Origin of the sequence: Nocardia sp. NPDC052001 (genome assembly GCF_040680615.1) — a bacterium.
In the GTDB taxonomy this organism is placed as follows: Bacteria; Actinomycetota; Actinomycetes; order Mycobacteriales; family Mycobacteriaceae; genus Nocardia.
The window spans coordinates 1,183,786-1,205,609 of the sequence record NZ_JBFAXC010000002.1 but is presented as its reverse complement, the minus strand read 5'-3'; the positions used below and the strand labels follow the sequence as shown (position 1 = coordinate 1,205,609).

The following is a 21,824-nucleotide window of genomic DNA, read 5'->3' as shown; positions in this document are numbered from 1 at the left end:
CGTGACGATCTCAAATCCCAGTGGTTCCTCACACGCCCCGCCCTCGTTCCGGCAGGGTGAGCTGACAGATCCGCGTCTGGCGGCGGCGTTGAAGACCCTCGAACTCACCGTGCGCCGTCGCCTGGACGGCGTCCTGCACGGTGATCACCTCGGCCTCATCCCCGGCCCGGGTTCGGACGCCGGCGATGCGCGCATGTATCAGCCGGGTGATGATGTGCGCCAGATGGATTGGTCGGTCACCGCCCGTACCACGCACGCGCATGTGCGCCAGACCATCGCGGACCGCGAACTGGAGACCTGGCTGGTGGTGGACCTGTCCGCCAGTCTCGACTTCGGCACCGCGCTGTGCGAGAAGCGTGATCTGGCGGTGGCGGCCGCGGCCGCGGTCACCCATCTGACCAGCGGCGGCGGTAATCGGATCGGCGCGGTCATCGCCAATGGCGAACAGCTGATTCGCATTCCGGCCCGCAGCGGTCGCGTGCACGCGACCGCCATGCTGCGCAAGATCGCCACCACCCCGCACGCCCGCGACGGTGTGCGCGGCGATCTGCAGGGCGCGATCGAATCGCTGCGCCGTCCGCAGCGCAAACGCGGTCTGGCCGTGGTCATCTCCGATTTCCTCGGTGATATCGATTGGCAGCGTTCGTTGCGCGCCATTTCCGGCCGCCACGATCTGCTCGCGGTCGAGGTGCTCGATCCGCGCGATATCGAGCTGCCCGATCTCGGTGATGTGGTGCTGCACGATCCGGAGACCGGCCGCACCCGCGAATTCAGTGTGACCCCCACCCTGCGCGCCGATTACGCCAATGCCGCGCAGCGCCACCGCGAACAGGTGGAGCTGGCATTGCGCAGTTGTGGTGCGCCGGTGATGGAATTGCGTACCGACCGGGATTGGATCACCGATGTGGTCCGATTCGTGTCCACCCGGCGCCATACCTTCGGCGCCTCGAATGCCGGGCGGGTGCCACGACAGTGAGTCTTTCGAATTTCACCCACACCTGGTGGCTGGGTTTCCTCGCCGTGGTCGCGATCATGGCGCTTGTGTATGTGCTGGTGCAGCAGCGCAGGCGCAGACACGTCCTGCGTTTCTCCAATATGGAGATGCTGGAGAAGGTCGCGCCGAGTCGGCCGGGCTGGTTCCGGCACGTTCCGATCGCGCTGCTGCTGGTCGGATTGATGCTGCTCACCTTCGCCGCCGCCGGTCCGACCGCCGCCAAGAAGGTGGCGCGCAACCGGGCGACCGTGATTCTGGTGATCGACGTTTCGCTGTCCATGGAGGCCACCGATGTGCCGCCGAGCCGAATTCAGGTGGCCAAGAAGGCGGCCAAGGAATTCGCGGACGGTCTGACCCCGGGTATCAATCTGGGCCTGGTCACCTTCGCCGGTACCGCGTCGGTGCAGATGTCGCCGACGACCAATCGGCAGGCGGTCAAGGCCGCCATCGACAATATGAAGCTGGCCGAGCGCACCGCCACCGGTGAAGGCATTCTCACCGCACTGCAATCGATCGATACGCTCGCCTCGGTGCTCGGCGGCGCGGAAACCCCGCCGCCCGCGCGCATCGTGCTGATGTCCGACGGTAAGCAGACCGTCCCGGACGACAAGGACGTCGACAATCCTCGCCACGGCTTCACCGCCGCGCGTCTGGCGAAGGAGAAAGGCGTTCCGGTGTCGACCATTTCGTTCGGTACGACGTGGGGCACCGTCGAGATTCCGGATCAGGACGGCAAAGGCTCACAGCGGGTACGGGTTCCGGTTGATGACGATTCACTGCGCGAGATCGCCAAGTTGTCCGGCGGTGACTTCTACACCGCCTCCAGCCTGGAAGAATTGAACGCCGTCTACGACACTCTGGAACAGCAAATCGGGTACGAGATGACGATGGGTGACGCGAGCCGCCCCTGGCTGATATTCGGTCTGCTGGTGACCGCCGCCGGTGTGGTGACCGCACTGCTCTATCGTCAGCGTCTGCCGTAAATCGGTACCGCGCGCCGAGTCCCGAACACGAACAGATAGGTTTCCCTCTATGTCGAACATCACATCCCGGTCGGTACTGGTGACCGGCGGCAACCGCGGAATCGGTCTCGCGGTGGCACAGCGTCTGCTCGCCGACGGTCACAAGGTCGCCGTCACGCATCGCGGTTCGGGTGTGCCCGAAGGTCTCTTCGGCGTGAAATGCGATGTCACCGATGCGGAGTCGGTGGATCGCGCGTTCGCCGAGGTCGAGGCGCACCAGGGTCCGGTCGAGGTCATCGTCGCCAATGCGGGCATCGTGGACAACACGCTCTTCATGCGGATGAGCGAGGACTCCTTCACCAAGGTCATCGACGCCAACCTCACCGGTGCGTGGCGAGTTGCCCAGCGCGCCAACCGCAATATGCTCAAGGGCCGCTGGGGCCGGGTCATCTTCCTGGGCTCGGTCGTCGGTCAGGTCGGCGCGCCCGGTCAGGTCAACTACGCCGCGGCCAAGGCCGGTCTGGTCGGTATGGCGCGCGCCATCACCCGTGAGGTCGGCAAGCGCAATATCACCGCGAACGTGGTCGCGCCCGGCCTCATCGACACCGATATGACCCGTGAGGACATGACTCCCGAGATGCGGGAGAAGGCACTGGAATTCATCCCCGCCGGTCGCATCGGCCAGGCCGAGGATGTCGCCGCGGCGATCAGCTTCCTGGCCTCGGACGACGCGTCCTACATCTCCGGGGCCATCATCCCCGTCGACGGCGGAATGGGCATGGGCCACTGAGCCTTTCGGCTCAGCCGGACCCCGATCGCACAGGCCACCAGTACTTTCAACGAGGAGAACCAACTAACCCATGAGTGGATTGCTTGCAGGCAAGACCGTTCTGATCACGGGCATCATCACCGATTCGTCCATCGCTTTCCACGCGGCCGCGGTCGCGCAGGAGCAGGGCGCCAAGGTGATCATCACCGGTATTCCGGAGCGGCTGCGGCTGATCGACCGGATCGCCAAGCGCCTGCCGAAGGAGGTTCCCCCGGCCATCGCGCTCGATGTCACCAATGAGGAGAACCTGGGCGAGTTGGCCGGGAAGCTGGCCGAGCTCGCGCCCGAGGGTGTGGACGGCGTCCTGCACTCCATCGCCTTCGCCCCGCGCACCCTGATGGGTCCCGAGGCCAAGCCGTTCCTGGAGGGTCCGGGCCCGGACGCCGCCAAGGCGTTCGAGATCTCGGCCTGGAGCTACGCCTCGCTCGCTCGCGCCGTACTCCCCGCCATGAACGAGGGCGGCTCCATCGTGGGCATGGACTTCGATCCGCGCACCGCCATGCCGTACTACAACTGGATGGGTGTGGCCAAGGCCGCGCTCGAGTCGGTGAACCGGTACGTGGCGCGAGAGGTGGGCGAGGCCAAGCGGATTCGCTCCAACCTGGTCGCCGCGGGTCCGATCAAGACCCTCGCCGCCAAGGCCATCGCGGGCACCGCCACCGATGACGCCAAGCAGCTGAACATGCTGAACACCTACTGGGACGGCGCTTCCCCGATCGGCTGGGATGTCGACGACCCGACGGTGGTGGCCAAGTCCGTGGTGACCCTGCTGTCCGATTGGCTGCCGGGCACCACCGGATCGATCATCTATGTCGACGGCGGGGCCAGCCATAACACCTGGTTCCCGGCCGACGGGTTCTCGAACTGATCCGCAACAACTAGCTGAAGGAGATCCGGCGGTGGTAGTGCAGAATCCCGGCATCGATGCCGGGGAACCCGCTACTGATGAAGTGGACGCACTGCTGCTGCTGTCCTTCGGCGGCCCCGAGCGCCCCGAAGACGTGATGCCGTTCCTGGAGAACGTCACTCGAGGCCGGGGCGTACCGCCCGAACGCCTCGCCGAAGTCGCCGAACACTATCTGCACTTCGGCGGGGTCTCGCCGATCAATGCCTTGAATCTCGACATCATCAAGGCGGTCGAGGCCGAATTCGCTGCGCGCGGAATCGATTTGCCGGTGTATTTCGGCAATCGCAATTGGCATCCAATGGTGGAGGACACCGTCGAGGGGATGCGGGTGGACGGAATCCGTTCCGCCCTGGTGTTTCCCACCTCGGCGTGGGGCGGCTATTCCGGGTGCCGGCAATACCACGAGGACATCGCCCGGGCGCGCGCCGATGTGCTGAACGCGCCCGAATTGGTGAAGCTGCGACAGTATTTCGATCATCCGCTGTTCATCGAGTCGGTGGCGGACGGGATTCGCGCGGCCGTGGATTCGTTGCCCGCCGAGCGGCGAGCCGATGCCAGGCTGGTTTTCACCGCGCATTCGATTCCGGTCTCGGCCGATATCGCCTCCGGTCCGCCGGGGGAGCAGGGACTGTACAGCCGTCAGATCGCCGAGGCCGCTCGACTAGCCGCCACCGCAACGGGTTTCGGTGAGTACGACGTGGTCTGGCAGTCCCGGTCCGGACCGCCGCAGGTGCCGTGGCTGGAGCCCGATATCGTCGATCATCTGGATGCGCTTGCGGCGCAAGGGGTGCGGGCGGTCGTGGTGTGCCCGATCGGGTTCGTCTCCGATCACCTCGAGGTCATCTGGGATCTCGACAATGAGGCGAAACAACGTGCGGCCGAACTGGATATGGCGTTCGTGCGTGCCGGAACCGCGGGTGCGGATGCGCGTTTCGCCCGCATGGTGGTCGATCTCGTCGAGGAGCGGCTCACCGGTGCCGAACCGGTCAAGTTGAGCGATATGCCCAGCCTGGGCTGCACCCGCAATGGAATGCCCTGTGCCCCCGGCTGTTGCGAGTTGCCCGCGCGGCCGCAGCGATAGCGGCGCGTCCTCCGTGATCGGGGAATTTCTCCGCGCGCGGAATGCTTGGATGCTGGCATGACAAGTGCTGATTTGCTGGTCGACGCCTTCGGCCGGGTCAAGGAGAATGTGCACGGCGCGGTCGCGGGCTTGACCGATGCGCAACTGTCCGAGCAGGTGGAGCCCGGTGCGAATTCCATCGCCTGGCTCATCTGGCATCTCACCCGGGTGCAGGACGACCATATCGCCGATGTGGCGGGCCTGGAGCAGGTCTGGACGGCGCAGGGGTGGGCCAAGCGATTCGATCTCGTCTTCGATGACGCCGCAACGGGTTACGGTCATGATTCCGCCGATGTAGCGCAATTGTCCGGTATCTCGGCGGAGCTGCTGCTCGGGTACTACGACGCCGTGCACGATCAGACCATCGGCTATGTCTCCGGGCTGGTCGATGCCGATCTGCCGCGCATTGTCGACACCCGGTGGGATCCGCCGGTCACTTTGGGCGTGCGGCTCATCAGCGTCGTCGATGACGATATTCAGCACTCCGGCCAGGCCGCGTTTGTCCGCGGTGTCCTGTTGCGCCGGGGCTGAGACCCTCACCGCCCGCGCGGGCCCGGTCAAATGTATTGTGTCGCAGGTGGACAGGGCTAATGGTGGTCGCGTAGAGCGTGACCGAGGTGTCGGTGCCGGTAACTCCCGTGGGACGGCGACCAAGAAGCGCGCGCTGGGCGCCCCCGATTACTTCGTCTGGGCGCCGGTGCTCAGCCTGTTCCTGGCCGCCGGCATCTGCATGACCATCGGGCAGTCCATGTCGCTCGCGGTGATCATGGTCGTGATCGCCGTGGTCATGGTGGTGCTCGATATGTGGTTCAACCGCTAGCTATTTCAGGACGTTCACCGCGCGCGCGATCACCAGGCTCACGGTGATCAGTGAGATCCCGGATTGCACCATCATGGTCAGTTTCGCCCATCGCGACATCGGCATCACATCGGTGGGGCTGAACGCGGTCGCATTGGTGAACGACAGGTACAGGTAATCCAGGAACTGCGGCTCCCACTCGGGATCCGCCAGTTCCGGATTCTGCATCTGCACGAACAGGAAATCCGGATACGGCTTGCGCGCGTGCGCCCGGGCAGCGGGGCCGCCGCGATCCAATTCCCAATACCAGAGCGCGAATACCAGAAAATTCGACAGCCACACCGCCACCCCCGAACCGAGCAGCCCGGCCGCGTTATTGCTCACCTGCCCGTCGATCAACCCGCGCACCAGATTCACCACCGCCCACACCATGGCGAACGCGAGCAGCCCCATCAGGCATAGCCCCACCCGCCGCAGCCAGACTTCCTCGCGATCGATCCGGAACGGGCTGGCCGCGAACAGAATCAACAGCAGTACGAAACCGATGGACGGCACCGTCCACCACTGCCCCAACCGCAACCAATCCGGCATGACGGCCTGCAACACCAGGAACCCGACCATCGCCGCGGTGGCCAACCACCGCGATTCCCCGGCCGTCCGCCGCGCCCACGCGGGGACCTGATCATCGGGACTGGTGTTCTCCGAGCTGCTGGTCACCGCAGCAGTATCACCCGGGGATTCGCGCGGGCCGCGCAACGACCCAACGAATGGCGTCTCCGATGCGTCGCGCGCGGGTCAGCCATTGGGGAGGATGACGGCGCGGCCGTTGATCTTTCCGTCGTGCAGGCGCTCATATGCCAGTGGGGCATCGTCGATGGCGAAGGTTTCGACGTGGACTTCGACATCACCGGCGCGGGCTATATCGAGCACCTCGATGAGTTCGGCGCGGGTGCCCCAGTACGGGGAGGTCACGGTCGTCTCATAGGGGAGGGAGCCGAAGCCGACCGAGACTCGGCCCGCGCCCAGACCGACCAGCGTGATGTCGGATTCGATCGCGGCGGCGCCGGTGGCGATATCGGCGGTCGCGGGCGCGCCGACGAAATCGAGCACCAGGTCAGCGCCCCGTCCGCCGGTCAGGGTTCGAATGTGTTCTACCGCGGTCGAATCCGATAGGAGAGCCTCGTGCGCGCCGACCTGGCGGGCGAGTTCGAGCTTATCGTCGGAGACGTCGAGGGCGATCACCCTGGTCGCGGACATCGCGCGCAACAGCTGGATCGCCACGTGGCCCAGGCCGCCCGCACCGAGCACGACGGTCGTACTGCCGGGCACCAGCTTGGGCAGGGAGCGTTTGATCGCGTGATAGGGGGTCAGGCCCGCATCGGTCAGGGCCACGTTGCGCACGGGATCGAGGTCGCCCAGCGGCACCAGATGCCGGATATCGTCGACGATCATGTATTCGGCGATCGCGCCGGGCGCGCCGAGGCCCGGTGGGAAGATCTTCAGCTCCCGGGCTCGCAGGCAGTAATTCTCTTTTCCGACAGCGCATTTGGCGCACGCACCGCAACCCCAGGGACCGTAGACCGCCATTGCCGCACCGATCTCGACACCCTTGACGCCCGCACCGAGCGCGGCCACGGTGCCCGCGCCCTCGTGGCCGAGGGTCAGCGGGAGCGGGAACTGGATGGCCTCGGCGGGCAGGCTCATGATCGCGATATCGGAGTGGCAGACCCCGGCGGCGGTCATCCGCAGCAGGATCTGACCTGGCCCCGGTTCCGGATCGGGCAGGGTCACGACCTCCGGCGCCGATCCGACTGTTCGGTACTGCACGGCCTTCATGCGGTCCTCCTCTTCCGAGTGACTATCCGCGGGCGTGGTGATCCGTTCAGGGTTGCGCTATTCCCGAGCATAGTTCGGGGCGGCCGGCGGTTCGGCGAGGGAGAGGCTATTGCCGTCCGGGTCCAGGACTTCGACGTGGCGGACGCCGTTGCCGTAGGTCTCGAGGAGGCCGTGCGGGATGTCGTGGGCGGTCAGGCGGGCGAGGGTGTCGTCGAGGTCGGTGACGGAGAGGGTGACCATCGCACCGCCGACTCGTTTCGCGCGGACCTCGCGATCGTCGACGACGATCCAGGCGTTCTCGCCGACCTGCCAGAGGGATTCGAGACCGACCGTGCGGTCGGGCGGGCGGCCGAAGAAGATTTCGTACCAGCGGACGGACTCGGTTCGGTCGCGCACGCACATGATGGTGAAGAGGTCCATCGTTCGCTCCTGTCCACGGTGTCGAAGAGTGGACCGGGTGGGGGAGGGAATTTCATCGGTGGGCGGTGGGATGAGGTGTTCATCGTCGCGGACGCGCGATCGCACAGTGTTGTATTCACGGCGAGCGGAACTGTCGTCTTCGCAGGTGGCGGGGTCGTAGCTTCACCGGGTATGACGACCGAGCTGCCTGAAGATCCGACCGCCAACTGGAGTTTCGAGACCAAGCAGGTCCATATCGGGCAGACGCCCGACGGCGCCACCAGCGCCCGGGCGCTGCCGATCTATCAGACCACCTCGTACACGTTCCGCGATACCGCGCACGCGGCCGCGCTGTTCGGGCTGGCCGAACCCGGGAACATCTACACCCGCATCATGAATCCGACGCAGGACGCGGTCGAGCAGCGGGTCGCCGCGCTCGAGGGCGGTGTGGCGGCGCTGCTGCTGGCCTCCGGGCAGGCGGCGGAGACCTTCGCGATTCTGAATATCGCGGGGGCCGGTGATCACATCGTGTCGAGTCCTCGACTGTACGGCGGCACCTACAACCTGTTCCGGTACACGCTGCCCAAGCTCGGCATCGAGGTGAGTTTCGTCGAGGATCCCGACGACCTCGAACAGTGGCGGGCGGCGATTCGCCCGAACACCAAGGCTTTCTACGGTGAGACCATCTCCAACCCGCAGAACCACATTCTCGACATTCCCGGTATCGCCGAGGTCGCGCACGGTTCCGGCATTCCGGTGATCGTCGACAACACCGTCGCCACCCCGTACCTGATCCAGCCGTTCGCGCACGGTGCCGACATCGTCGTGCACTCGGCCACCAAATACCTGGGCGGGCACGGCACCGCCATCGGCGGCGTGATCGTCGACGGCGGCACCTTCGACTGGCGCTCGGGCCGTTTCCCCGGCTTCACCGAACCCGACCCGAGCTACCACGGCGTCGTCTACGCCGACCTCGGCGCTCCCGCCTACGCCCTCAAAGCCCGGGTCCAGTTGCTCCGCGACCTGGGCTCCTCCATCTCACCCTTCAACGCTTTCCTAATCAGCCAGGGCCTGGAAACCCTCAGCCTGCGCCTCGAACGCCACGTCGCCAACGCCCAGGCGGTAGCCGAATTCCTCACCGGCCGAGACGAAGTCACCACCGTCTCCTACGCGGGCCTGCCCTCCTCGCCGTGGTACGACCGCGGAAAGCGGTTGGCCCCCAAGGGCGTAGGCGCCATCATCGGCTTCGAACTCGCCGGCGGCGTAGACGCGGGCAAACGCTTCGTGGAAGCCCTCACCCTGCACAGCCACGTAGCCAATATCGGCGACGTCCGCTCCCTGGTAATCCACCCCGCCTCCACCACCCACTCCCAGTTGACCCCGGAAGAACAACTCGCGGCGGGCGTAACCCCCGGCCTCATCCGCCTGGCCGTGGGCATCGAAGGCATCGACGACATCCTCGCCGACCTCCGCGCGGGCTTCGCCGCCGCCTCCTGACCTCTCGACACCGCTCGGCACTTCCTCGAACAGGGGAGGTGCCGAGCGGCCGATTCTACAGGCTGCGGGCAATGACCAATCGCTGAATCTGGTTGGTGCCCTCGAAGATTTGGGTGATCTTGGCTTCGCGCATGTAGCGCTCGACGGGGAAGTCCTGGGTGTAGCCGTAGCCGCCGAAGACCTGGACGGCGTCGGTGGTGACTTTCATGGCGGCGTCGGTGGCGATGAGTTTGGCGACGCTGGCCTGGCGGGAGTAGGGGAGGGCGGCGTCGCGGCGGCGGGCGGCGTCGAGGTAGGTGGCGCGGGCGGAGTCGACGGCGGCGGCCATATCGGCCAGGACGAAGCCCAGGCCCTGGTGGTCGATGATGGGGCGGCCGAAGGCTTCTCGGTCCTTGGCGTAGGCGATGGCGTCGTCGAGGGCGCGCTGGGCGATGCCGGTGGCGACGGCGGCGATGCCGAGGCGGCCGGAATCCAAGGCGCTGAACGCGATCGACAGTCCCTGGCCGGGGTCGCCGATGAGCCGTTCGGCGGGGAGGAAGGCGTCGTCGTATGCGGCGGTGGTGGTGGGGACGGCGCGCAGGCCCATCTTCTCCTCGGGCTTGCCGAAGGACAGGCCGGGGGTGTCGGCGGGGACCAGGAAACTGGAGATGCCGCGCGAGCCTTCGCCGGTGCGGGCGAAGAGCGTGTAGTAATCGGCCTTGCCGCCGTTGGTGATCCAGGCTTTACTGCCGGTGATGCGGTAGCCGCCGTCGGTTTCGGTGGCGCGGCAGCGCAGTGCGGCGGCATCGGAACCGGCGTGCGCCTCGGACAGGCTGTACGCGCCGATCAGATTGCCGGACAACATATCCGGGAGCCAGCGCTGTTTCTGCTCATCGGTGCCGTACACGAACAGCGGATGGCAGGACAGGCTGTGCACGCTCACCGCGACCGCGACCGCCGCCCAGCGCGCGCCCAGCTCCTCGAGTACCTGCAGGTACACCTCGTACGGCTGCCCGCCGCCGCCGAACTCCTCCGGGTACGGCAGGCTCAGCAGCCCGGCCTGCCCGAGCGCGCGGAACGCCTCGTCCGGATACCGCTCCTGCTTCTCGTACTGCGCGGCGATCGGCTCGAGCACCTTGTCCGCGATATCGCGGGTCAGCTCGATGAGGTCGCGGGCTTCGGGCGTGGGGAGCAGGCGGTCGACGGGCATGGCTTCCATTCTCCGAGAGGTCCGGACGGCGGCGCGTACGCCACCGGCATCAGCCTGCACATTACGACCAGCATCCAATTGCGTGCAAGGCAGCACGCAATTTCGAGGGTTGGCTAGACTGACGCGGTGGTATCCGCCCTGCCCCCGAACAAGCATCAGGAGAAGAGCCTGCGCACGCGGGCGCTGCTGCTCGACGCCGCCATCGACAGCCTCGCCGAGGTGGGGTACGCCAGCGCGTCGATCGCCGATATCACCGCGCGGGCGGGCGTGACCCGGGGTGCGCAGCTGCACCACTTTCACACCCGGCAGGAACTGTTCGCCCAGACCATCGAACATCTGACCCAGCGGCAGCGGGAAGCGTTGCAGCGCAAGGCGCGTACGCCGGGAGCGTCGCCGGGGGAGATCCTGGTCGAGTTGGTGACCGCGCCGTTCGCGGGCAAACTCGGCAAGGCGGCGGTCGAACTGTACGTCGGCATCGCGAATGAGAAAGAGCTGCGGCGCAATATGTTGCGCGTGCAGCACGACCTGACCGTGGAGTTGCTCGACGCGTGCGGTGCGCGCATCGAAGTCCCCAGGGCGCGACTGGAATCGGCGTTCTGGCTGACCATCAACCTGGTGCGCGGCGCCACCCTCGACGAGATGGTGGGGCGAGATCGCTTGCGCCGCAAGCAGGTTCTCGCCGAATGGGCGCGGATTGCCGACGATTTACTGACCTGAGGTCGAAACGGGACGCTTGACGGCCGCGATATACCGGTCATAGGGACGTTCTGAATCAGCGCTCGGCGCACCGCCGGGCGCGGCCTCGGGGGAGGACATCGCCATGGCGATGAATCGTCGGTCTGTGCTGCGTGCGGCCGCGCTCGGAGTAGCGTTGTCGGTCGTGGATCTGGGGGCGCTGTCCGGCTGTATGCCGGAATCGGCTGCCGGACAGGTGGATTGGAATGCCCTGCGGCAGGCGCTGGCGGGCGCGTTGATATTGCCCGCCGACGCGGATTACGCGAGCGCGAAGCTGGCGTACAACCCGCGCTTCGATGATCGGAAACCGGCGGCCATCGCGCGCTGTGCGAATGCCTCCGATGTACAGCGGTGCGTCGCTGTGGCCGCCGAATCCGATGTGCGGATCGCCGCGCGCAGTGGCGGGCACAGCTACGCGGGCTACTCCACCCCGGACGGCGGGCTGATCGCCGATGTGGGGCCGATGAATTCGGTGCGGGTCGCCGCCGACGGCACGGCCGTGATCGGCGCGGGCGCGCGACTGATGGATGTGTACTCGGGTCTGGCGCGGGCCGGGCGCTGCCTGCCGGGCGGATCCTGTCCGACGGTCGGGATCGCCGGTCTCACACTCGGCGGGGGATTGGGCGTGCTCACCGGCAAGTACGGATTGACCTGTGACTCGCTGCTTTCGGCGCAGGTGGTCACCGCGGACGGGGTGCAGCGCACGGCGTCTGCGGAATCGGAACCGGAGTTGTATTGGGCGCTGCGCGGGGGTGGCGGCGGAAACCTGGGAGTCGTCACCTCATTCACCTTCCGGACCGTGGCGGCTCCGCAGTTGGCGGTCTTCCAATTGCGATTCCCGGCAGGTGCTTTCACCGAGGTGATGGGTGGCTGGCAGTCATTCACGCAATCCGCGCCGGATGAATTCTGGTCCACCCTCGGAGTGTCCGCCGGAAATCCGCCGACCTGTCGAATCAACGGCTGCTATGTCGGCTCCGAGAGCGATTTGAACACGCTGGTCGACAAATTGGTCACGGCGACCGGATGTCAGCCGTCGAATCGCTACTCGCTATCCAAGGACTATCTATCCGCGATGATGTATTTCGGCGGCTGCGCGAATTACACGGCGGAGCAGTGCCATCCGTCCTGGAATGGCGCGGGAGTACTCGGGCGCGAATCGTTCCTGGCATCCTCGCGGGTGCTCACCGGGCCGCTATCGGATCCCGGCAAGCTCACCGCGCTGCTGACCGGCCGCACGGGTATGGATATCCTGCTCGACAGCCTGGGTGGGGCGGTGAGCCGAATCGGCGTCGCGGACACCGCGTTCCCGCATCGCGAGGCGCTGGCCACCGCGCAGATCTATGTCGGCGCGACCACGCCGGACGCCCGTGCCGGGGTGGGTGAGGTGCGGGACGCGCTCGGCGATCTCACCGGCAATACCGCGTACGTCAATTACCTCGATGAGGATCTGGAGAACTGGTCGAATGCCTACTACGGCGGGAACGCGCCACGGTTGCGGCGGACGGCCCAGAAGTACGACCCGCACAATATTTTCGCCTTCGGCCAGTCGATCACCAAATGCTGAGGGCTGTGAGCTGTCGGTGCGGCTGAGTATCGTCGGCCGTATGACGTCTTGGAATGAGTTCGCCGAGGCAGCGCCGCGGATCGCCGAGATCTTCACCCGTCGTCACGCCGCCACCGGCAAATTGTGCATGCTCGCCACCCTGCGCTCGGATGGCTTCCCACGCATCAGCCCGCTGGAACCCGCGCTCTTCGAGGGCGAACTATGGCTCGTCGGCATGCCCGACACCACGAAATTCAAGGATCTGGAACGCGATCCGCGCTTCTGCCTGCACACCGCCACCGTCGACACCCATGTCGCCGACGGTGATGCGAAGCTGTTCGGCACGGTGCGTGATGTGCATGATCCCGCCCTGCATCAGCGCTGGGCCGAGGCACTCTATGCCGAATCGGGCTTCGATCTACGCGGGCGCGACTTCGACCACTTCTATGCCGCCGATCTGACGGGCGCGTCTTCGGTGGAGGTCGGTGACGGGCATATGGATGTCACCGTATGGAAGCCCGGTCAGCCGGAGCGGGTCGTCCGCAAGCACTGATGAACACCGCCCCGCGACAGCAGACCGTGCAAGATTGCAGTGAGTGCAATTGTGCGCGAACTGCATTCACGCACGAACTGCCGAACGAGGTGTGTTTCAACGGTTCTCACACCTCGCGAACTGGCGATTCGCGGGAAGAGCCGGATAGCGGTGTGTCCCTTGGCTATCGGGAGCGTCCCTCACGCATCCCGGGTGCGACCGTATGGGTTCGCGATATCACCGTGGACGCCACCACCCCGGTACTGCCGGATGGTTGTATGGATCTGCTCTGGATGAACGGCCGCCTGTCGGTGGCGGGTCCGGATACCCGGGCGTACCACCCGACCATAAGCCCTGCCACCCGAATCGCGGGCATCCGCTTCGCTCCCGGTACAGCGCCCGGTCTACTCGGAGTGCCCGCAGATGAACTTCGCGACGGCCGCCCGGATCTGTCCGACCTGTGGACGCCGGCGCAGTCCCGTCGCGCCGCGGCTCTCTTCGAATCCGCACCGTCGCCGACAGCCGGTCTCGAGGCGATAGCTGAATGGCGAGCCGCCGATGCGTTCCCCGTCGACCCGATCGTTCCCCGTATCGTGACGGAACTACGCTCCGGCGCGACCACGATCGCGGACCTCGCCGCCGATCTCGGCCTCGGCCCCCGCCGCCTGCACCGCCTCTCCCTGGCGGCCTTCGGCTACGGCCCCAAGACCCTCACCCGAATCCTGCGTATGCAACGCGCCCTGGCCCTGGCCCGCGCGGGCTTCCCGCTCGCGGAAACGGCCTTTCGCACAGGCTATTCCGACCAATCCCACCTCTCCCGCGAAATCCGTGATCTCGCGGGCATGCCCCTCACCGAATTACTCGCCCGCTAACCCAGCGCCGCATACAAATCCACGCCATTCCCATCCGGATCGAGCACGGTCGCATACCGCTGCCCCCAAAACGCATCGAACGGCTTCAACTCCCCGCGATACCCCGCTGCCACCAATTCCTCGAATTTAGCGTCAACCGCCGCCGCCGATTCGCACCGGCAAGCCAACCCCATCCGCCCGCTTCCCCCCTTCCACCCCGGATGAAACGAAAGAATCGTCCCCTCGGTATCCAACGCCAACCGCACCCCACCGCCGAGCGCGGCTTCCACATGCGGCTCCCCTTCCGCCCCCTCCCCGAACTCCACCCCGAGCCGCCGATAAAACCCCACGGCAGCCCCCATATCCGCAACAACAATTCCCACAACATCAATCTGAAAAGTCATACCCGAACCGTAAGCCCGCCCACCCCACCCCGTATTGAACAAATCGGACACCGGCATGTCCCCGCCACACTCCCTGGCGAGCCGTCCACCACGCCGTGGGACCGGCGGATTCTCGCCCGAACTCGAACATCCTTGCGAAGATAGCCCTAGCGTCCGGTGGCATGGTCACATCCCAACACGAGGTGATGCATCGCATCTTCCAGGAAGATCCAGGAGTGTTCGCACGCGCCTTCCGAGTGCTCGGGCTACCGATTCCGGACCCGGTTGCGGTAGCTCTGCTGTCGACGGACCTGACCGAGCACAAGCCGCTCGAGCGTCGACCGGATACGGTCCTGCAAATCGATACCGCAGCCGACGGCAGCTACCTGCTGGTGGTCGAGTCGCAAGGCCGTCGCAGTGACGAAAAGCCTTATGCCTGGACCTATTACCTCGCGTATTTGCAGACGAAGTATTGCCTTCCATGTGTCCTGCTGGTCGTTTGTCAGGATGGGGAGACTGCCGCGTGGGCAGATCGAAACTTCATCATGGGTCCGCGTATCTGGGCCGCGTTGATCCTGCGGCCAATGGTGTTGGGGCCGCACAACGTGCCGATCGTGAACGATTTGGCAATCGCGACTCGCGACATACCCCTAGCGATGTTTTCGGCGGTGACGCACGCTCGGAGCCCGCAGGTTGATGGGATACTGGCAGTGCTGGCGGCTGCGTTGAAGACTATCGACGGGGTCACCGCAAGTGTCTTCGCCGAACTTACCGAACTCGGGTTGGGAGCGTCACCCGCAGGAGATATCTGGAGGCAACTGATGGCTGTGGACCTGTCCTTCTTCCGCTCGGAGACCTCGCAGCGATTGCGTGCCGAGGGCCGCGACGAAGGTCGTGATGAAGGCCGCGTCGAGGAATTGGGGAAGGCTGTCCTCGGCGTGCTCAGCAAGCGTGGGTTGGAGGTTCCCGAGGCGGTTCGTGCGCAGGTATCAGCGTGTACGGATCTCGGTTTGCTCGAAGAGTGGTTCGACCGGGCCTTCGAGGTGTCGAAGGCCGGGGACATCTTCGCGGAGTGAGGGTTTCGCGGCCGATTGCCTAGTCGCGGGCGTGGACTGCGGCTAGGCGGGCGGAGCGGATGGCGTTCCAGAGGGGGCGGAGGAGGGTTTCCTGGGCGGCTATGGCTGTGGCCGAGGTGGGGGCGGAGGCGGGGGCTCGTTCGGCGACGGTGAGGATGGCGGCCACCTGGTCGGCGGTGTCGAGGATGCGGCGGGCGCGCAGGGGGAGGGAGTCGGGGTATTGGTGTTGGGACAGGGCTGCCAGTTCGTCTTCGATGAGGTCTCGGGGGCTGGGGCCGTTGGAGTCGACGGTGGTGGTGTGCAGTTGCTGGAGGGCGTCGGCGGCGTCGCGGACGGCTTGGCGCATGGCGTATTCGGCTTCGCCGAGGGGCATATCGGGTTCGATGGCGTAGGGGATGGGGGTGGAGTAGACGCGCCACTGCAACGTGTCGTCGTCGGTCCAGATCGGGACCAGGCCGGTGCCGTCGCTGCCGGGCGCGCCGACGAACAGGCCCTCGCCCGCTTCGGTTGCGGCGGCGGCGAATTCGGTGCCGACCGGGACGCCGCGCACATCGCCGGGGACGGGGAGTACCAGGCGCACCTGGGCCTGCGGACCGGTCGATGCCTCGCGAATCAGTTTGAGCAGCACCATGATCCCGGCGCCCGCGGGCTCGGAGGACTCGTCGGCGGCCCACGGTAATCCGGTGTGGCCGCCGGTGACGGGGTCCCCGGCGGCAACGGTTTGGCGGGGCGCCCAGGCGCGCAGTGCATCCAGCACATCGTCAGGGGCGCTGCGGCCGGCAAGCCAAGAGCCTGCCCAGACCGTCAGCGTCGCGCTCGGGGTACTCATCCTTAGAGGATAACTGGCCGGGAACTATGGTTCAGGGGGGAAATCGATCAACCGTTCGACGGCACGATTCGCCCGCCTTCGGGACAATGGGCAGCGATGTTCGACGATCGAAGGCCGGGGAGATGAACGGTTCCATAGTGCTCGGCTTGGTCGCCTCCCTCTTCGGAGGATTGTGCGTAGCCCTGGCCACCTACCTCACCACGCGCGAGCGCAGTGCCGCCGAAACCCGCAAGCTGGTGGCGGAGACGCAACGCGTGCGCATCGAGACCACCAAGACTTTCCTGGAAGCCAAGGCGCTGCCCGGTTTCGCGTCCTCGGAGGGCAAGCTCCTCACGGGATGGGTACTGAGCGAAAGTGATCCGGGCAAATACGAAATCGGCATCGATCGCACGGTGCGCGGTCGGCACAGCCCCGCCGGTTATGTCCGCTCCCGCCCCGACGCCACCGGCTTCGGCACCCTGATGCAGATGATCAAGGCCGAACAGTACCGAGGCAAACGCATTCGCCTGTCCGCCTATGTCAAAACCGCCGCGCCCGCCGCTTCCGCTGTCGCCCTGTGGATTCGAGTCAACGGCCGCAAGGGCGAAATCCTGCGCTTCGACAATATGGAGGACCGCCGCATCCGCGGCACCACCCGCTGGACCCAGCACCACGTGGTGACCGATGTCCCCGACGCCGCCCAGTACATAGCCTTCGGCCTACTCCTGGAAGGCTCCGGCGAAGCCCGCCTCAGCGATATGGACCTCGAACCCGTAGGCCCGGATATCGCCGCCACCGCCACCGAACTCCTCAACGACGACGAATTCCCGGACCGCCCGGTGAATCTGGACTTCAACGTCGACTGAGCGCTGTCGGCGCGCACTCGGATGGCTCGAACGACCCGTCCGACGCCCTCGGGTGAACGGGGGTTCGCCATTCGGTGACGGGATCGAGTGCTGTTGGTCTACAGCATATTTCGAGGTCTGCCGATGTTTTGCGGTGGTGGCACGATGAACAGGAAGGCGCTTCGGAGTAGTCTGTGCGGGCGCGGGTTGGCGGTGTTGTACGGATCGCCGTTCGCGATGTTGAAGGCCGGGCATCTACTGCATCATCGGTTCAGTCGCACGCGGGAACGCGCCGAGGTCTACGACCCGGCGACGTCGAGTTGGATCCGGTTCGCGCCCGGGTATTACCTGCGGCTGTTCGGCGGACTGTACGTGCTGGAGGTCGCCGCGGTGCCGTTGGCGGTATTGCCCGCGCGTGCGATTCGGCTATTCGGCCAGCGCGTGGACTCAGCTGGACCAATCCGATTCGACTGCGCCGCAATCGGTTCGCCGCTGACGCTATTCCGGCTCGGTGACGAAATCGATGAGCCGTTCCACCGCCCCGATGAGCGGGGTCTCCAGATCGCGATAGGAATTGACCGCGTTGTAGACCCGCCGCCACCCCTCCTGCGGCGTACCCCAGCGCAACCGCTGACAGATGCCGGTCTTCCAATCCTCACCGCGCGGAACCTCCGGCCAGGCGTCGATCCCGACCACGGATGGCCGAACCGCCTGCCACACATCGATATACGGATGCCCGGTCACCATGACATGCGGTCCGAGACCCTGGGTGAGCCCGGTCTCCTTGGACCCGGTGACCAGGTGATCGACCAGCACCCCCACGCGACTCCCGGGCCCGGGCCGGAATTCGGCGAGCCGCGCGCCGAGATGATCCAAACCTTCGAGCTGTTCGACCACCACGCCCTCGATGCGCAGGTCATGCCCCCATACTCGTTCGACCAGCGCCGCGTCGTGCACACCTTCCACCCAGATGCGACTGGCCCTGGCCACCCGGGCGCGAGCGCCTTCGACGCGAGTGGAACCCGAGGCCGAGCGCGTGGGCTGTTTGGGCGCCGCGGCCGTCGGCCGCACCAGCGTGACGGGTTCCCCGTCGATCAGAAATGCCGCCTCGCGCAACGCGAACAACCGCACCCGCCCGCGCCCGTCGTCGAGTTTGACGAAGTCCCCGTCATAGGTCCGCTCGAATCCGATTACGGCGCCGCAGAATCCGCTGGCGGCGTCCTCGGCGACGAGATCGCGTTCGGCGATCACCTTCGGTATCTCGCGCTTTCGGGTTCGCGCATGCCCGGAGAAGATGTCGCCGCTGTAGATGTCACGCCCGTTCACCGCATCGAAGGTACCGGGTGCGCCGGGAAACTCCCCGCTCCGACGCGCGTTTTCGATCCGAGTAGCGATTCGGGGGTCGGCGCGGGCGATCTTGCGCAGCCCCGCGCGAGAAGGATTACTGTGGTTGTCGTGGCCGCAATCGTTTGGCTGGTCGCGGGGCTACTCCTCGCGGCGGCGGAGATGCTCACGGGTGATCTGACGCTGCTCATGCTGGGCAGTGCCGCGGTGATCACAGCGGGTGTGGCGGGTGTGACCGGCGCTCCGCTGGTGGTGGACGCGGTGGTCTTCGGTATCGCCGCGATCGCACTGATTTTTCTGGTTCGCCCACTTCTGTTGCGCCGCTACGCGACTCCGCCGCCCACGCCCACCGGTGTGGACGCGCTGCCGGGTAAGACCGCACGTGTGCTGGAAGCGGTCGACGAACATGGCGGCCGGGTGAAACTCGACGGTGAGGTGTGGAGCGCTCGCGCGTTCGATCCACAGGAGCACTATCCCGAGGGCACGACCGTCTACATCATGAGGATCGACGGCGCTCATGTCGTCGTGTGGAAGGGGCCTTAGATGGCTGTACTGATAGTCGCCGTGGTACTGGTCCTATTGGTGGTGGTGGTCGTCTTCAAGTCGGTGGCGCTGGTGCCGCAGGCCGAGGCCGCCGTTATCGAACGACTGGGCCGCTATTCGCGCACCGTATCCGGTCAGCTGACATTCCTGGTGCCGTTCGCGGACCGGGTCCGCGCCAAGGTGGATCTGCGCGAGCGGGTGGTGTCGTTCCCGCCGCAGCCGGTCATCACCCAGGACAACCTGACCGTGCAGATCGATTCGGTGGTGTACTTCCAGGTCACCAGCCCGCAGGCCGCGGTCTACGAGATCAGCAATTACATTGCGGCCGTTGAGCAATTGACGATCACCACGCTGCGCAACGTGGTCGGCGGCATGACCCTGGAAGAGACGCTGACCTCCCGCGATCAGATCAACCATCAGCTGCGCGGTGTGCTGGACGAGGCCACCGGTCGCTGGGGTCTGCGCGTATCGCGCGTGGAGCTCAAGGCCATCGATCCGCCGCCCTCGATTCAGGAGTCGATGGAGAAGCAGATGAAGGCGGACCGTGAGAAGCGCGCCATCATCCTGACCGCCGAAGGTCAGCGCGAGGCCGCGATCAAGACCGCCGAGGGCCAGAAGCAGGCGTCCATCCTGTCGGCCGAAGGCTCCAAGCAGGCATCGATCCTGTCCGCGGAGGGTGAGCGGCAATCCCGCATCCTGCGCGCCCAGGGTGAGCGCGCGGCCGCCTACCTGCAGGCGCAAGGCCAGGCCAAGGCCATCGAGAAGGTGTTCGCCGCCATCAAGAACGGCAAGCCCACCCCCGAACTGCTGGCCTACCAATACATGCAGACCCTGCCACAGGTCGCCAAGGGCGATGCCAACAAGGTGTGGCTGGTGCCGAGCGATTTCGGCAAGGCGCTGGAGGGTTTCGCCCGCAATTTCGCCACCGAGGGCAAGGACGGCACCTTCCGCTACGAACCGGTCACGGATACCGAACCCACCGAACGTCCCGAAGACGACACCGACGAGGTAGCCGACTGGTTCAGCACCGCCACGGACCCGGCCGCCGAACGCGCGGTCCGTGCCGCCGAGGCCGATGCCCGCACCCCGTCGGACCCGTCCGCACTGCCGCAGCCCCGGCCGCGCGCGGAAACCCAACTGCCGCCGGCGCGTCCGCAGCAGCAGCCGGAAGCCAAACAACCGGATCCGCCGGCCCAGCAGCAGTATCGCCAGGACCCGCCCGGTGATCAGCGCTGGCAGCAGCCCCCGCCGCCCGGACGCCCCCTGGGCCGCTAGCTCGTAGACCGTGCGAAGGTTCGGTGATCGTTCGCCATGATCACCGGACCTTCGGCGTTTCAGCTCATGCGATCGTGCACGCGACGGCGGTAAGCGTGGTGGAGAAATGCTCATTGGTCTGATGCGTATTCACGCTGACCGTCGCCGCGGTGCCCGTGGGCGTGGCGACCGCCAAGGTACTGAAGCCGGGAATCCCACCGGCATGCCCCCAGACCTGTTTCACATCCCTGCCATCGCTGCCGCAGGGCAGCCGCAACCGGATCAGGCCGAGCCCGTAGGCCATCGCGGTGGACTGCGCCATCGGGATGGTCTGCTGCATTTGCGCGAGTTGCGGTGCGGGCAGCAGCTTTCCGGACACCAGCGCGGTGAAGAATCGATTCAGATCGGCGCCGGTGGAGATCATCGCACCGGCCGCTCCCGCCCAGGCGGCCTCGGTATCGGTGGCATCGACCCAGGTGTTGTCGACCTTGCGGTAGCCGAGGGGATGGGGATCGCGCAGCTCGGTGTCACCCGCAGACGGAAAGTAGGTGTCGCGCAGTCCGAGTGGTTCGAGAATGCGGCTGCCGATCTCATCGGCGAGTGAGCGGCCGGTCATCCGCTCGATCAGCATGTCCAGCAGCACATAGTTGGTATTGGTGTATTCGAATCGCGCACCCGGTGCGAACTGCGGCGGCATGGTCATCGCGATGGCGACCAGATCCGGCGGCGTGAGATCGCGATACGCCTTACCGTCACCGGTCTGATCGAGCTGCTGCGGAAGCTTGTGCGAGGGATCCTCGGGCGCGAAATCCGCGAGCCCGCTGGTGTGCTGGAGCAGCTGGTGCACGGTGATCCGAGTGCCGTCATTCCCATTGCCCTGCACCACACCCGGAAGATATCGCTCGATCGGTGCTTCGAGTTCGATGGTGCGGTTCGCGATGAGCTGCAATACGACAGTGGCGACGAAAGTCTTGGTGACACTGCCGATTCGGAAATGCGCGCCCTCGGCATACGGCGCTCCGGTGCTCAGATCACCCGCGCCCGCGGCGAAGGTTCGCTGTCCGTCGGGTCCGTCCACTACCGCCTGCGCACCGGGCATTCCGGACCGAACCAGCGCGGTCAGCGCATCGGAGACCTGCGTCGCGGGTGGTGCGGCCGGACTCTGCGCCGTGCCGCTATCGCAACCCGCCGTGGCGAGCAGCGCCGCGGCCGCGAGAATCGCGCACCCGCCCCGCCGCCGGAAGATACTGCCACCCACGCTGTTACCCCTCTCCACACGCCACCGAAGTCATGTCTTACACGACGGTTTCGACGCTAGAGAAAGAGCACACCCCTGACTATCCGGTAACTCCCGGAGTCGGTCCTACCCCCACGGTCG

General features: G+C 66.1%; 24 protein-coding genes. 16 read left to right on the top strand and 8 right to left on the bottom strand.

Going from position 1 to position 21,824, the window contains the following annotated elements; translation table 11 throughout:
* Nucleotides 1–7 precede the first annotated feature (7 nt).
* From AB0L82_RS13975 to AB0L82_RS13945, 7 genes are all read left to right on the top strand, one after another.
* Nucleotides 8–976, top strand: coding sequence for a DUF58 domain-containing protein (locus tag AB0L82_RS13975; protein ID WP_364636082.1), 969 nt, complete (start codon nucleotides 8–10; stop codon nucleotides 974–976).
* The gene (locus AB0L82_RS13970) at nucleotides 973–1,977 is read left to right on the top strand and encodes a VWA domain-containing protein (RefSeq protein ID WP_364635105.1); all 1,005 of its coding nucleotides are present in this window, start codon (nucleotides 973–975) and stop codon (nucleotides 1,975–1,977) included. Before AB0L82_RS13975 ends, AB0L82_RS13970 begins: the two co-directional genes overlap by 4 nt.
* A 49-nt stretch (nucleotides 1,978–2,026) precedes the next feature.
* Nucleotides 2,027–2,746, top strand: a complete 720-nt coding sequence (gene fabG1 / locus AB0L82_RS13965; RefSeq protein ID WP_364635102.1) for a 3-oxoacyl-ACP reductase FabG1 — start codon at nucleotides 2,027–2,029, stop codon at nucleotides 2,744–2,746.
* A 70-nt stretch (nucleotides 2,747–2,816) separates the two neighbouring features.
* On the top strand, nucleotides 2,817–3,653 hold the full coding sequence (gene inhA / locus AB0L82_RS13960; protein ID WP_364635099.1) for an NADH-dependent enoyl-ACP reductase InhA: 837 nt from the start codon (nucleotides 2,817–2,819) through the stop codon (nucleotides 3,651–3,653).
* A 37-nt stretch (nucleotides 3,654–3,690) separates the two neighbouring features.
* A complete protein-coding gene (locus AB0L82_RS13955; RefSeq protein ID WP_364636079.1) occupies nucleotides 3,691–4,773 on the top strand; it encodes a ferrochelatase in 1,083 nt (360 codons plus the stop codon).
* 57 nt (nucleotides 4,774–4,830) lie between these two features.
* A complete protein-coding gene (locus tag AB0L82_RS13950; protein ID WP_364635097.1) occupies nucleotides 4,831–5,343 on the top strand; it encodes a DUF664 domain-containing protein in 513 nt (170 codons plus the stop codon).
* A gap of 46 nt (nucleotides 5,344–5,389) precedes the next feature.
* Nucleotides 5,390–5,632: a hypothetical protein gene (locus tag AB0L82_RS13945; RefSeq protein ID WP_364635094.1), complete on the top strand. Its 243-nt coding sequence runs from the start codon at nucleotides 5,390–5,392 to the stop codon at nucleotides 5,630–5,632.
* Here the strand turns inward: AB0L82_RS13945 and AB0L82_RS13940 are convergent, their stop codons facing one another.
* The 3 genes from AB0L82_RS13940 to AB0L82_RS13930 form a co-directional block, all read right to left on the bottom strand.
* Nucleotides 5,633–6,328, bottom strand: a complete 696-nt coding sequence (locus AB0L82_RS13940; RefSeq protein WP_364635091.1) for a hypothetical protein — start codon at nucleotides 6,326–6,328, stop codon at nucleotides 5,633–5,635.
* Nucleotides 6,329–6,406: 78 nt separating this feature from the next.
* Complete coding sequence (locus AB0L82_RS13935; protein WP_364635088.1) at nucleotides 6,407–7,447, bottom strand: NAD(P)-dependent alcohol dehydrogenase; 1,041 nt, start codon at nucleotides 7,445–7,447, stop codon at nucleotides 6,407–6,409.
* A 57-nt stretch (nucleotides 7,448–7,504) separates the two neighbouring features.
* Entirely contained in the window at nucleotides 7,505–7,867 is a 363-nt protein-coding gene (locus AB0L82_RS13930; RefSeq protein ID WP_364635085.1) for a VOC family protein, read from the bottom strand.
* A gap of 171 nt (nucleotides 7,868–8,038) precedes the next feature.
* On the opposite strand from AB0L82_RS13930, the gene AB0L82_RS13925 reads away from it, so the two are divergent.
* On the top strand, nucleotides 8,039–9,343 hold the full coding sequence (locus AB0L82_RS13925; RefSeq protein WP_364635083.1) for a bifunctional o-acetylhomoserine/o-acetylserine sulfhydrylase: 1,305 nt from the start codon (nucleotides 8,039–8,041) through the stop codon (nucleotides 9,341–9,343).
* 55 nt (nucleotides 9,344–9,398) lie between these two features.
* Here the strand turns inward: AB0L82_RS13925 and AB0L82_RS13920 are convergent, their stop codons facing one another.
* Complete coding sequence (locus AB0L82_RS13920) at nucleotides 9,399–10,532, bottom strand: acyl-CoA dehydrogenase family protein (protein ID WP_364635081.1); 1,134 nt, start codon at nucleotides 10,530–10,532, stop codon at nucleotides 9,399–9,401.
* Between the two features lie 126 nt (nucleotides 10,533–10,658).
* Here AB0L82_RS13920 and AB0L82_RS13915 point away from each other — a divergent pair, with 126 nt between their 5' ends.
* From AB0L82_RS13915 to AB0L82_RS13900, 4 genes are all read left to right on the top strand, one after another.
* Complete coding sequence (locus AB0L82_RS13915; protein ID WP_364635078.1) at nucleotides 10,659–11,249, top strand: TetR family transcriptional regulator; 591 nt, start codon at nucleotides 10,659–10,661, stop codon at nucleotides 11,247–11,249.
* Nucleotides 11,250–11,352: 103 nt separating this feature from the next.
* Nucleotides 11,353–12,831, top strand: a complete 1,479-nt coding sequence (locus tag AB0L82_RS13910; protein WP_364635075.1) for an FAD-dependent oxidoreductase — start codon at nucleotides 11,353–11,355, stop codon at nucleotides 12,829–12,831.
* Nucleotides 12,832–12,871: 40 nt separating this feature from the next.
* Nucleotides 12,872–13,363, top strand: coding sequence for a pyridoxamine 5'-phosphate oxidase family protein (locus tag AB0L82_RS13905; RefSeq protein WP_364635072.1), 492 nt, complete (start codon nucleotides 12,872–12,874; stop codon nucleotides 13,361–13,363).
* A gap of 152 nt (nucleotides 13,364–13,515) precedes the next feature.
* A complete protein-coding gene (locus AB0L82_RS13900) occupies nucleotides 13,516–14,214 on the top strand; it encodes a helix-turn-helix transcriptional regulator (protein WP_364635069.1) in 699 nt (232 codons plus the stop codon).
* Here AB0L82_RS13900 and AB0L82_RS13895 read toward each other — a convergent pair.
* Nucleotides 14,211–14,597 (bottom strand): VOC family protein, encoded by a 387-nt coding sequence (locus tag AB0L82_RS13895; protein WP_364635066.1) that lies wholly within the window; start codon nucleotides 14,595–14,597, stop codon nucleotides 14,211–14,213. The two genes, AB0L82_RS13900 and AB0L82_RS13895, sit on opposite strands and share 4 nt — an antisense overlap.
* Nucleotides 14,598–14,758: 161 nt before the next feature.
* Here AB0L82_RS13895 and AB0L82_RS13890 point away from each other — a divergent pair, with 161 nt between their 5' ends.
* Nucleotides 14,759–15,652: a hypothetical protein gene (locus AB0L82_RS13890; protein ID WP_364635063.1), complete on the top strand. Its 894-nt coding sequence runs from the start codon at nucleotides 14,759–14,761 to the stop codon at nucleotides 15,650–15,652.
* A gap of 19 nt (nucleotides 15,653–15,671) precedes the next feature.
* Here the strand turns inward: AB0L82_RS13890 and AB0L82_RS13885 are convergent, their stop codons facing one another.
* Nucleotides 15,672–16,481, bottom strand: coding sequence for a hypothetical protein (locus AB0L82_RS13885; RefSeq protein ID WP_364635060.1), 810 nt, complete (start codon nucleotides 16,479–16,481; stop codon nucleotides 15,672–15,674).
* Between the two features lie 122 nt (nucleotides 16,482–16,603).
* Here AB0L82_RS13885 and AB0L82_RS13880 point away from each other — a divergent pair, with 122 nt between their 5' ends.
* A complete protein-coding gene (locus AB0L82_RS13880; RefSeq protein WP_364635058.1) occupies nucleotides 16,604–17,326 on the top strand; it encodes a hypothetical protein in 723 nt (240 codons plus the stop codon).
* A gap of 477 nt (nucleotides 17,327–17,803) precedes the next feature.
* On the opposite strand, the gene AB0L82_RS13875 is transcribed toward AB0L82_RS13880, so the two are convergent.
* Entirely contained in the window at nucleotides 17,804–18,631 is an 828-nt protein-coding gene (locus tag AB0L82_RS13875) for a DUF3097 domain-containing protein (protein ID WP_364635055.1), read from the bottom strand.
* Nucleotides 18,632–18,760: 129 nt separating this feature from the next.
* Here AB0L82_RS13875 and AB0L82_RS13870 point away from each other — a divergent pair, with 129 nt between their 5' ends.
* Both AB0L82_RS13870 and AB0L82_RS13865 read left to right on the top strand, forming a co-directional pair.
* Entirely contained in the window at nucleotides 18,761–19,192 is a 432-nt protein-coding gene (locus AB0L82_RS13870; protein WP_364635052.1) for an NfeD family protein, read from the top strand.
* Nucleotides 19,193–20,467 carry an SPFH domain-containing protein gene (locus AB0L82_RS13865; RefSeq protein WP_364635049.1) on the top strand — a complete coding sequence of 425 codons (1,275 nt, stop codon included), beginning with the start codon at nucleotides 19,193–19,195 and terminating at the stop codon, nucleotides 20,465–20,467.
* 64 nt (nucleotides 20,468–20,531) lie between these two features.
* Here the strand turns inward: AB0L82_RS13865 and AB0L82_RS13860 are convergent, their stop codons facing one another.
* Nucleotides 20,532–21,704 (bottom strand): serine hydrolase domain-containing protein, encoded by a 1,173-nt coding sequence (locus AB0L82_RS13860; RefSeq protein ID WP_364635046.1) that lies wholly within the window; start codon nucleotides 21,702–21,704, stop codon nucleotides 20,532–20,534.
* Nucleotides 21,705–21,824: the final 120 nt, after the last annotated feature.

What these genes read in the sequence shown, in the direction of transcription:
- fabG1 (WP_364635102.1), top strand. Translation starts at nt 2,027, where the DNA reads ATGTCGAACATCACATCCCGGTCGGTACTGGTGACCGGCGGCAACCGC.
- inhA (WP_364635099.1), top strand. Translation starts at nt 2,817, where the DNA reads ATGAGTGGATTGCTTGCAGGCAAGACCGTTCTGATCACGGGCATCATC.
- AB0L82_RS13950 (WP_364635097.1), top strand. Translation starts at nt 4,831, where the DNA reads ATGACAAGTGCTGATTTGCTGGTCGACGCCTTCGGCCGGGTCAAGGAG.
- AB0L82_RS13935 (WP_364635088.1), bottom strand. Translation starts at nt 7,447, where the DNA reads ATGAAGGCCGTGCAGTACCGAACAGTCGGATCGGCGCCGGAGGTCGTG.
- AB0L82_RS13930 (WP_364635085.1), bottom strand. Translation starts at nt 7,867, where the DNA reads ATGGACCTCTTCACCATCATGTGCGTGCGCGACCGAACCGAGTCCGTC.
- AB0L82_RS13925 (WP_364635083.1), top strand. Translation starts at nt 8,039, where the DNA reads ATGACGACCGAGCTGCCTGAAGATCCGACCGCCAACTGGAGTTTCGAG.
- AB0L82_RS13920 (WP_364635081.1), bottom strand. Translation starts at nt 10,532, where the DNA reads ATGCCCGTCGACCGCCTGCTCCCCACGCCCGAAGCCCGCGACCTCATC.
- AB0L82_RS13910 (WP_364635075.1), top strand. Translation starts at nt 11,353, where the DNA reads ATGGCGATGAATCGTCGGTCTGTGCTGCGTGCGGCCGCGCTCGGAGTA.
- AB0L82_RS13905 (WP_364635072.1), top strand. Translation starts at nt 12,872, where the DNA reads ATGACGTCTTGGAATGAGTTCGCCGAGGCAGCGCCGCGGATCGCCGAG.
- AB0L82_RS13895 (WP_364635066.1), bottom strand. Translation starts at nt 14,597, where the DNA reads ATGACTTTTCAGATTGATGTTGTGGGAATTGTTGTTGCGGATATGGGG.
- AB0L82_RS13890 (WP_364635063.1), top strand. Translation starts at nt 14,759, where the DNA reads ATGGTCACATCCCAACACGAGGTGATGCATCGCATCTTCCAGGAAGAT.
- AB0L82_RS13885 (WP_364635060.1), bottom strand. Translation starts at nt 16,481, where the DNA reads ATGAGTACCCCGAGCGCGACGCTGACGGTCTGGGCAGGCTCTTGGCTT.
- AB0L82_RS13880 (WP_364635058.1), top strand. Translation starts at nt 16,604, where the DNA reads ATGAACGGTTCCATAGTGCTCGGCTTGGTCGCCTCCCTCTTCGGAGGA.
- AB0L82_RS13865 (WP_364635049.1), top strand. Translation starts at nt 19,193, where the DNA reads ATGGCTGTACTGATAGTCGCCGTGGTACTGGTCCTATTGGTGGTGGTG.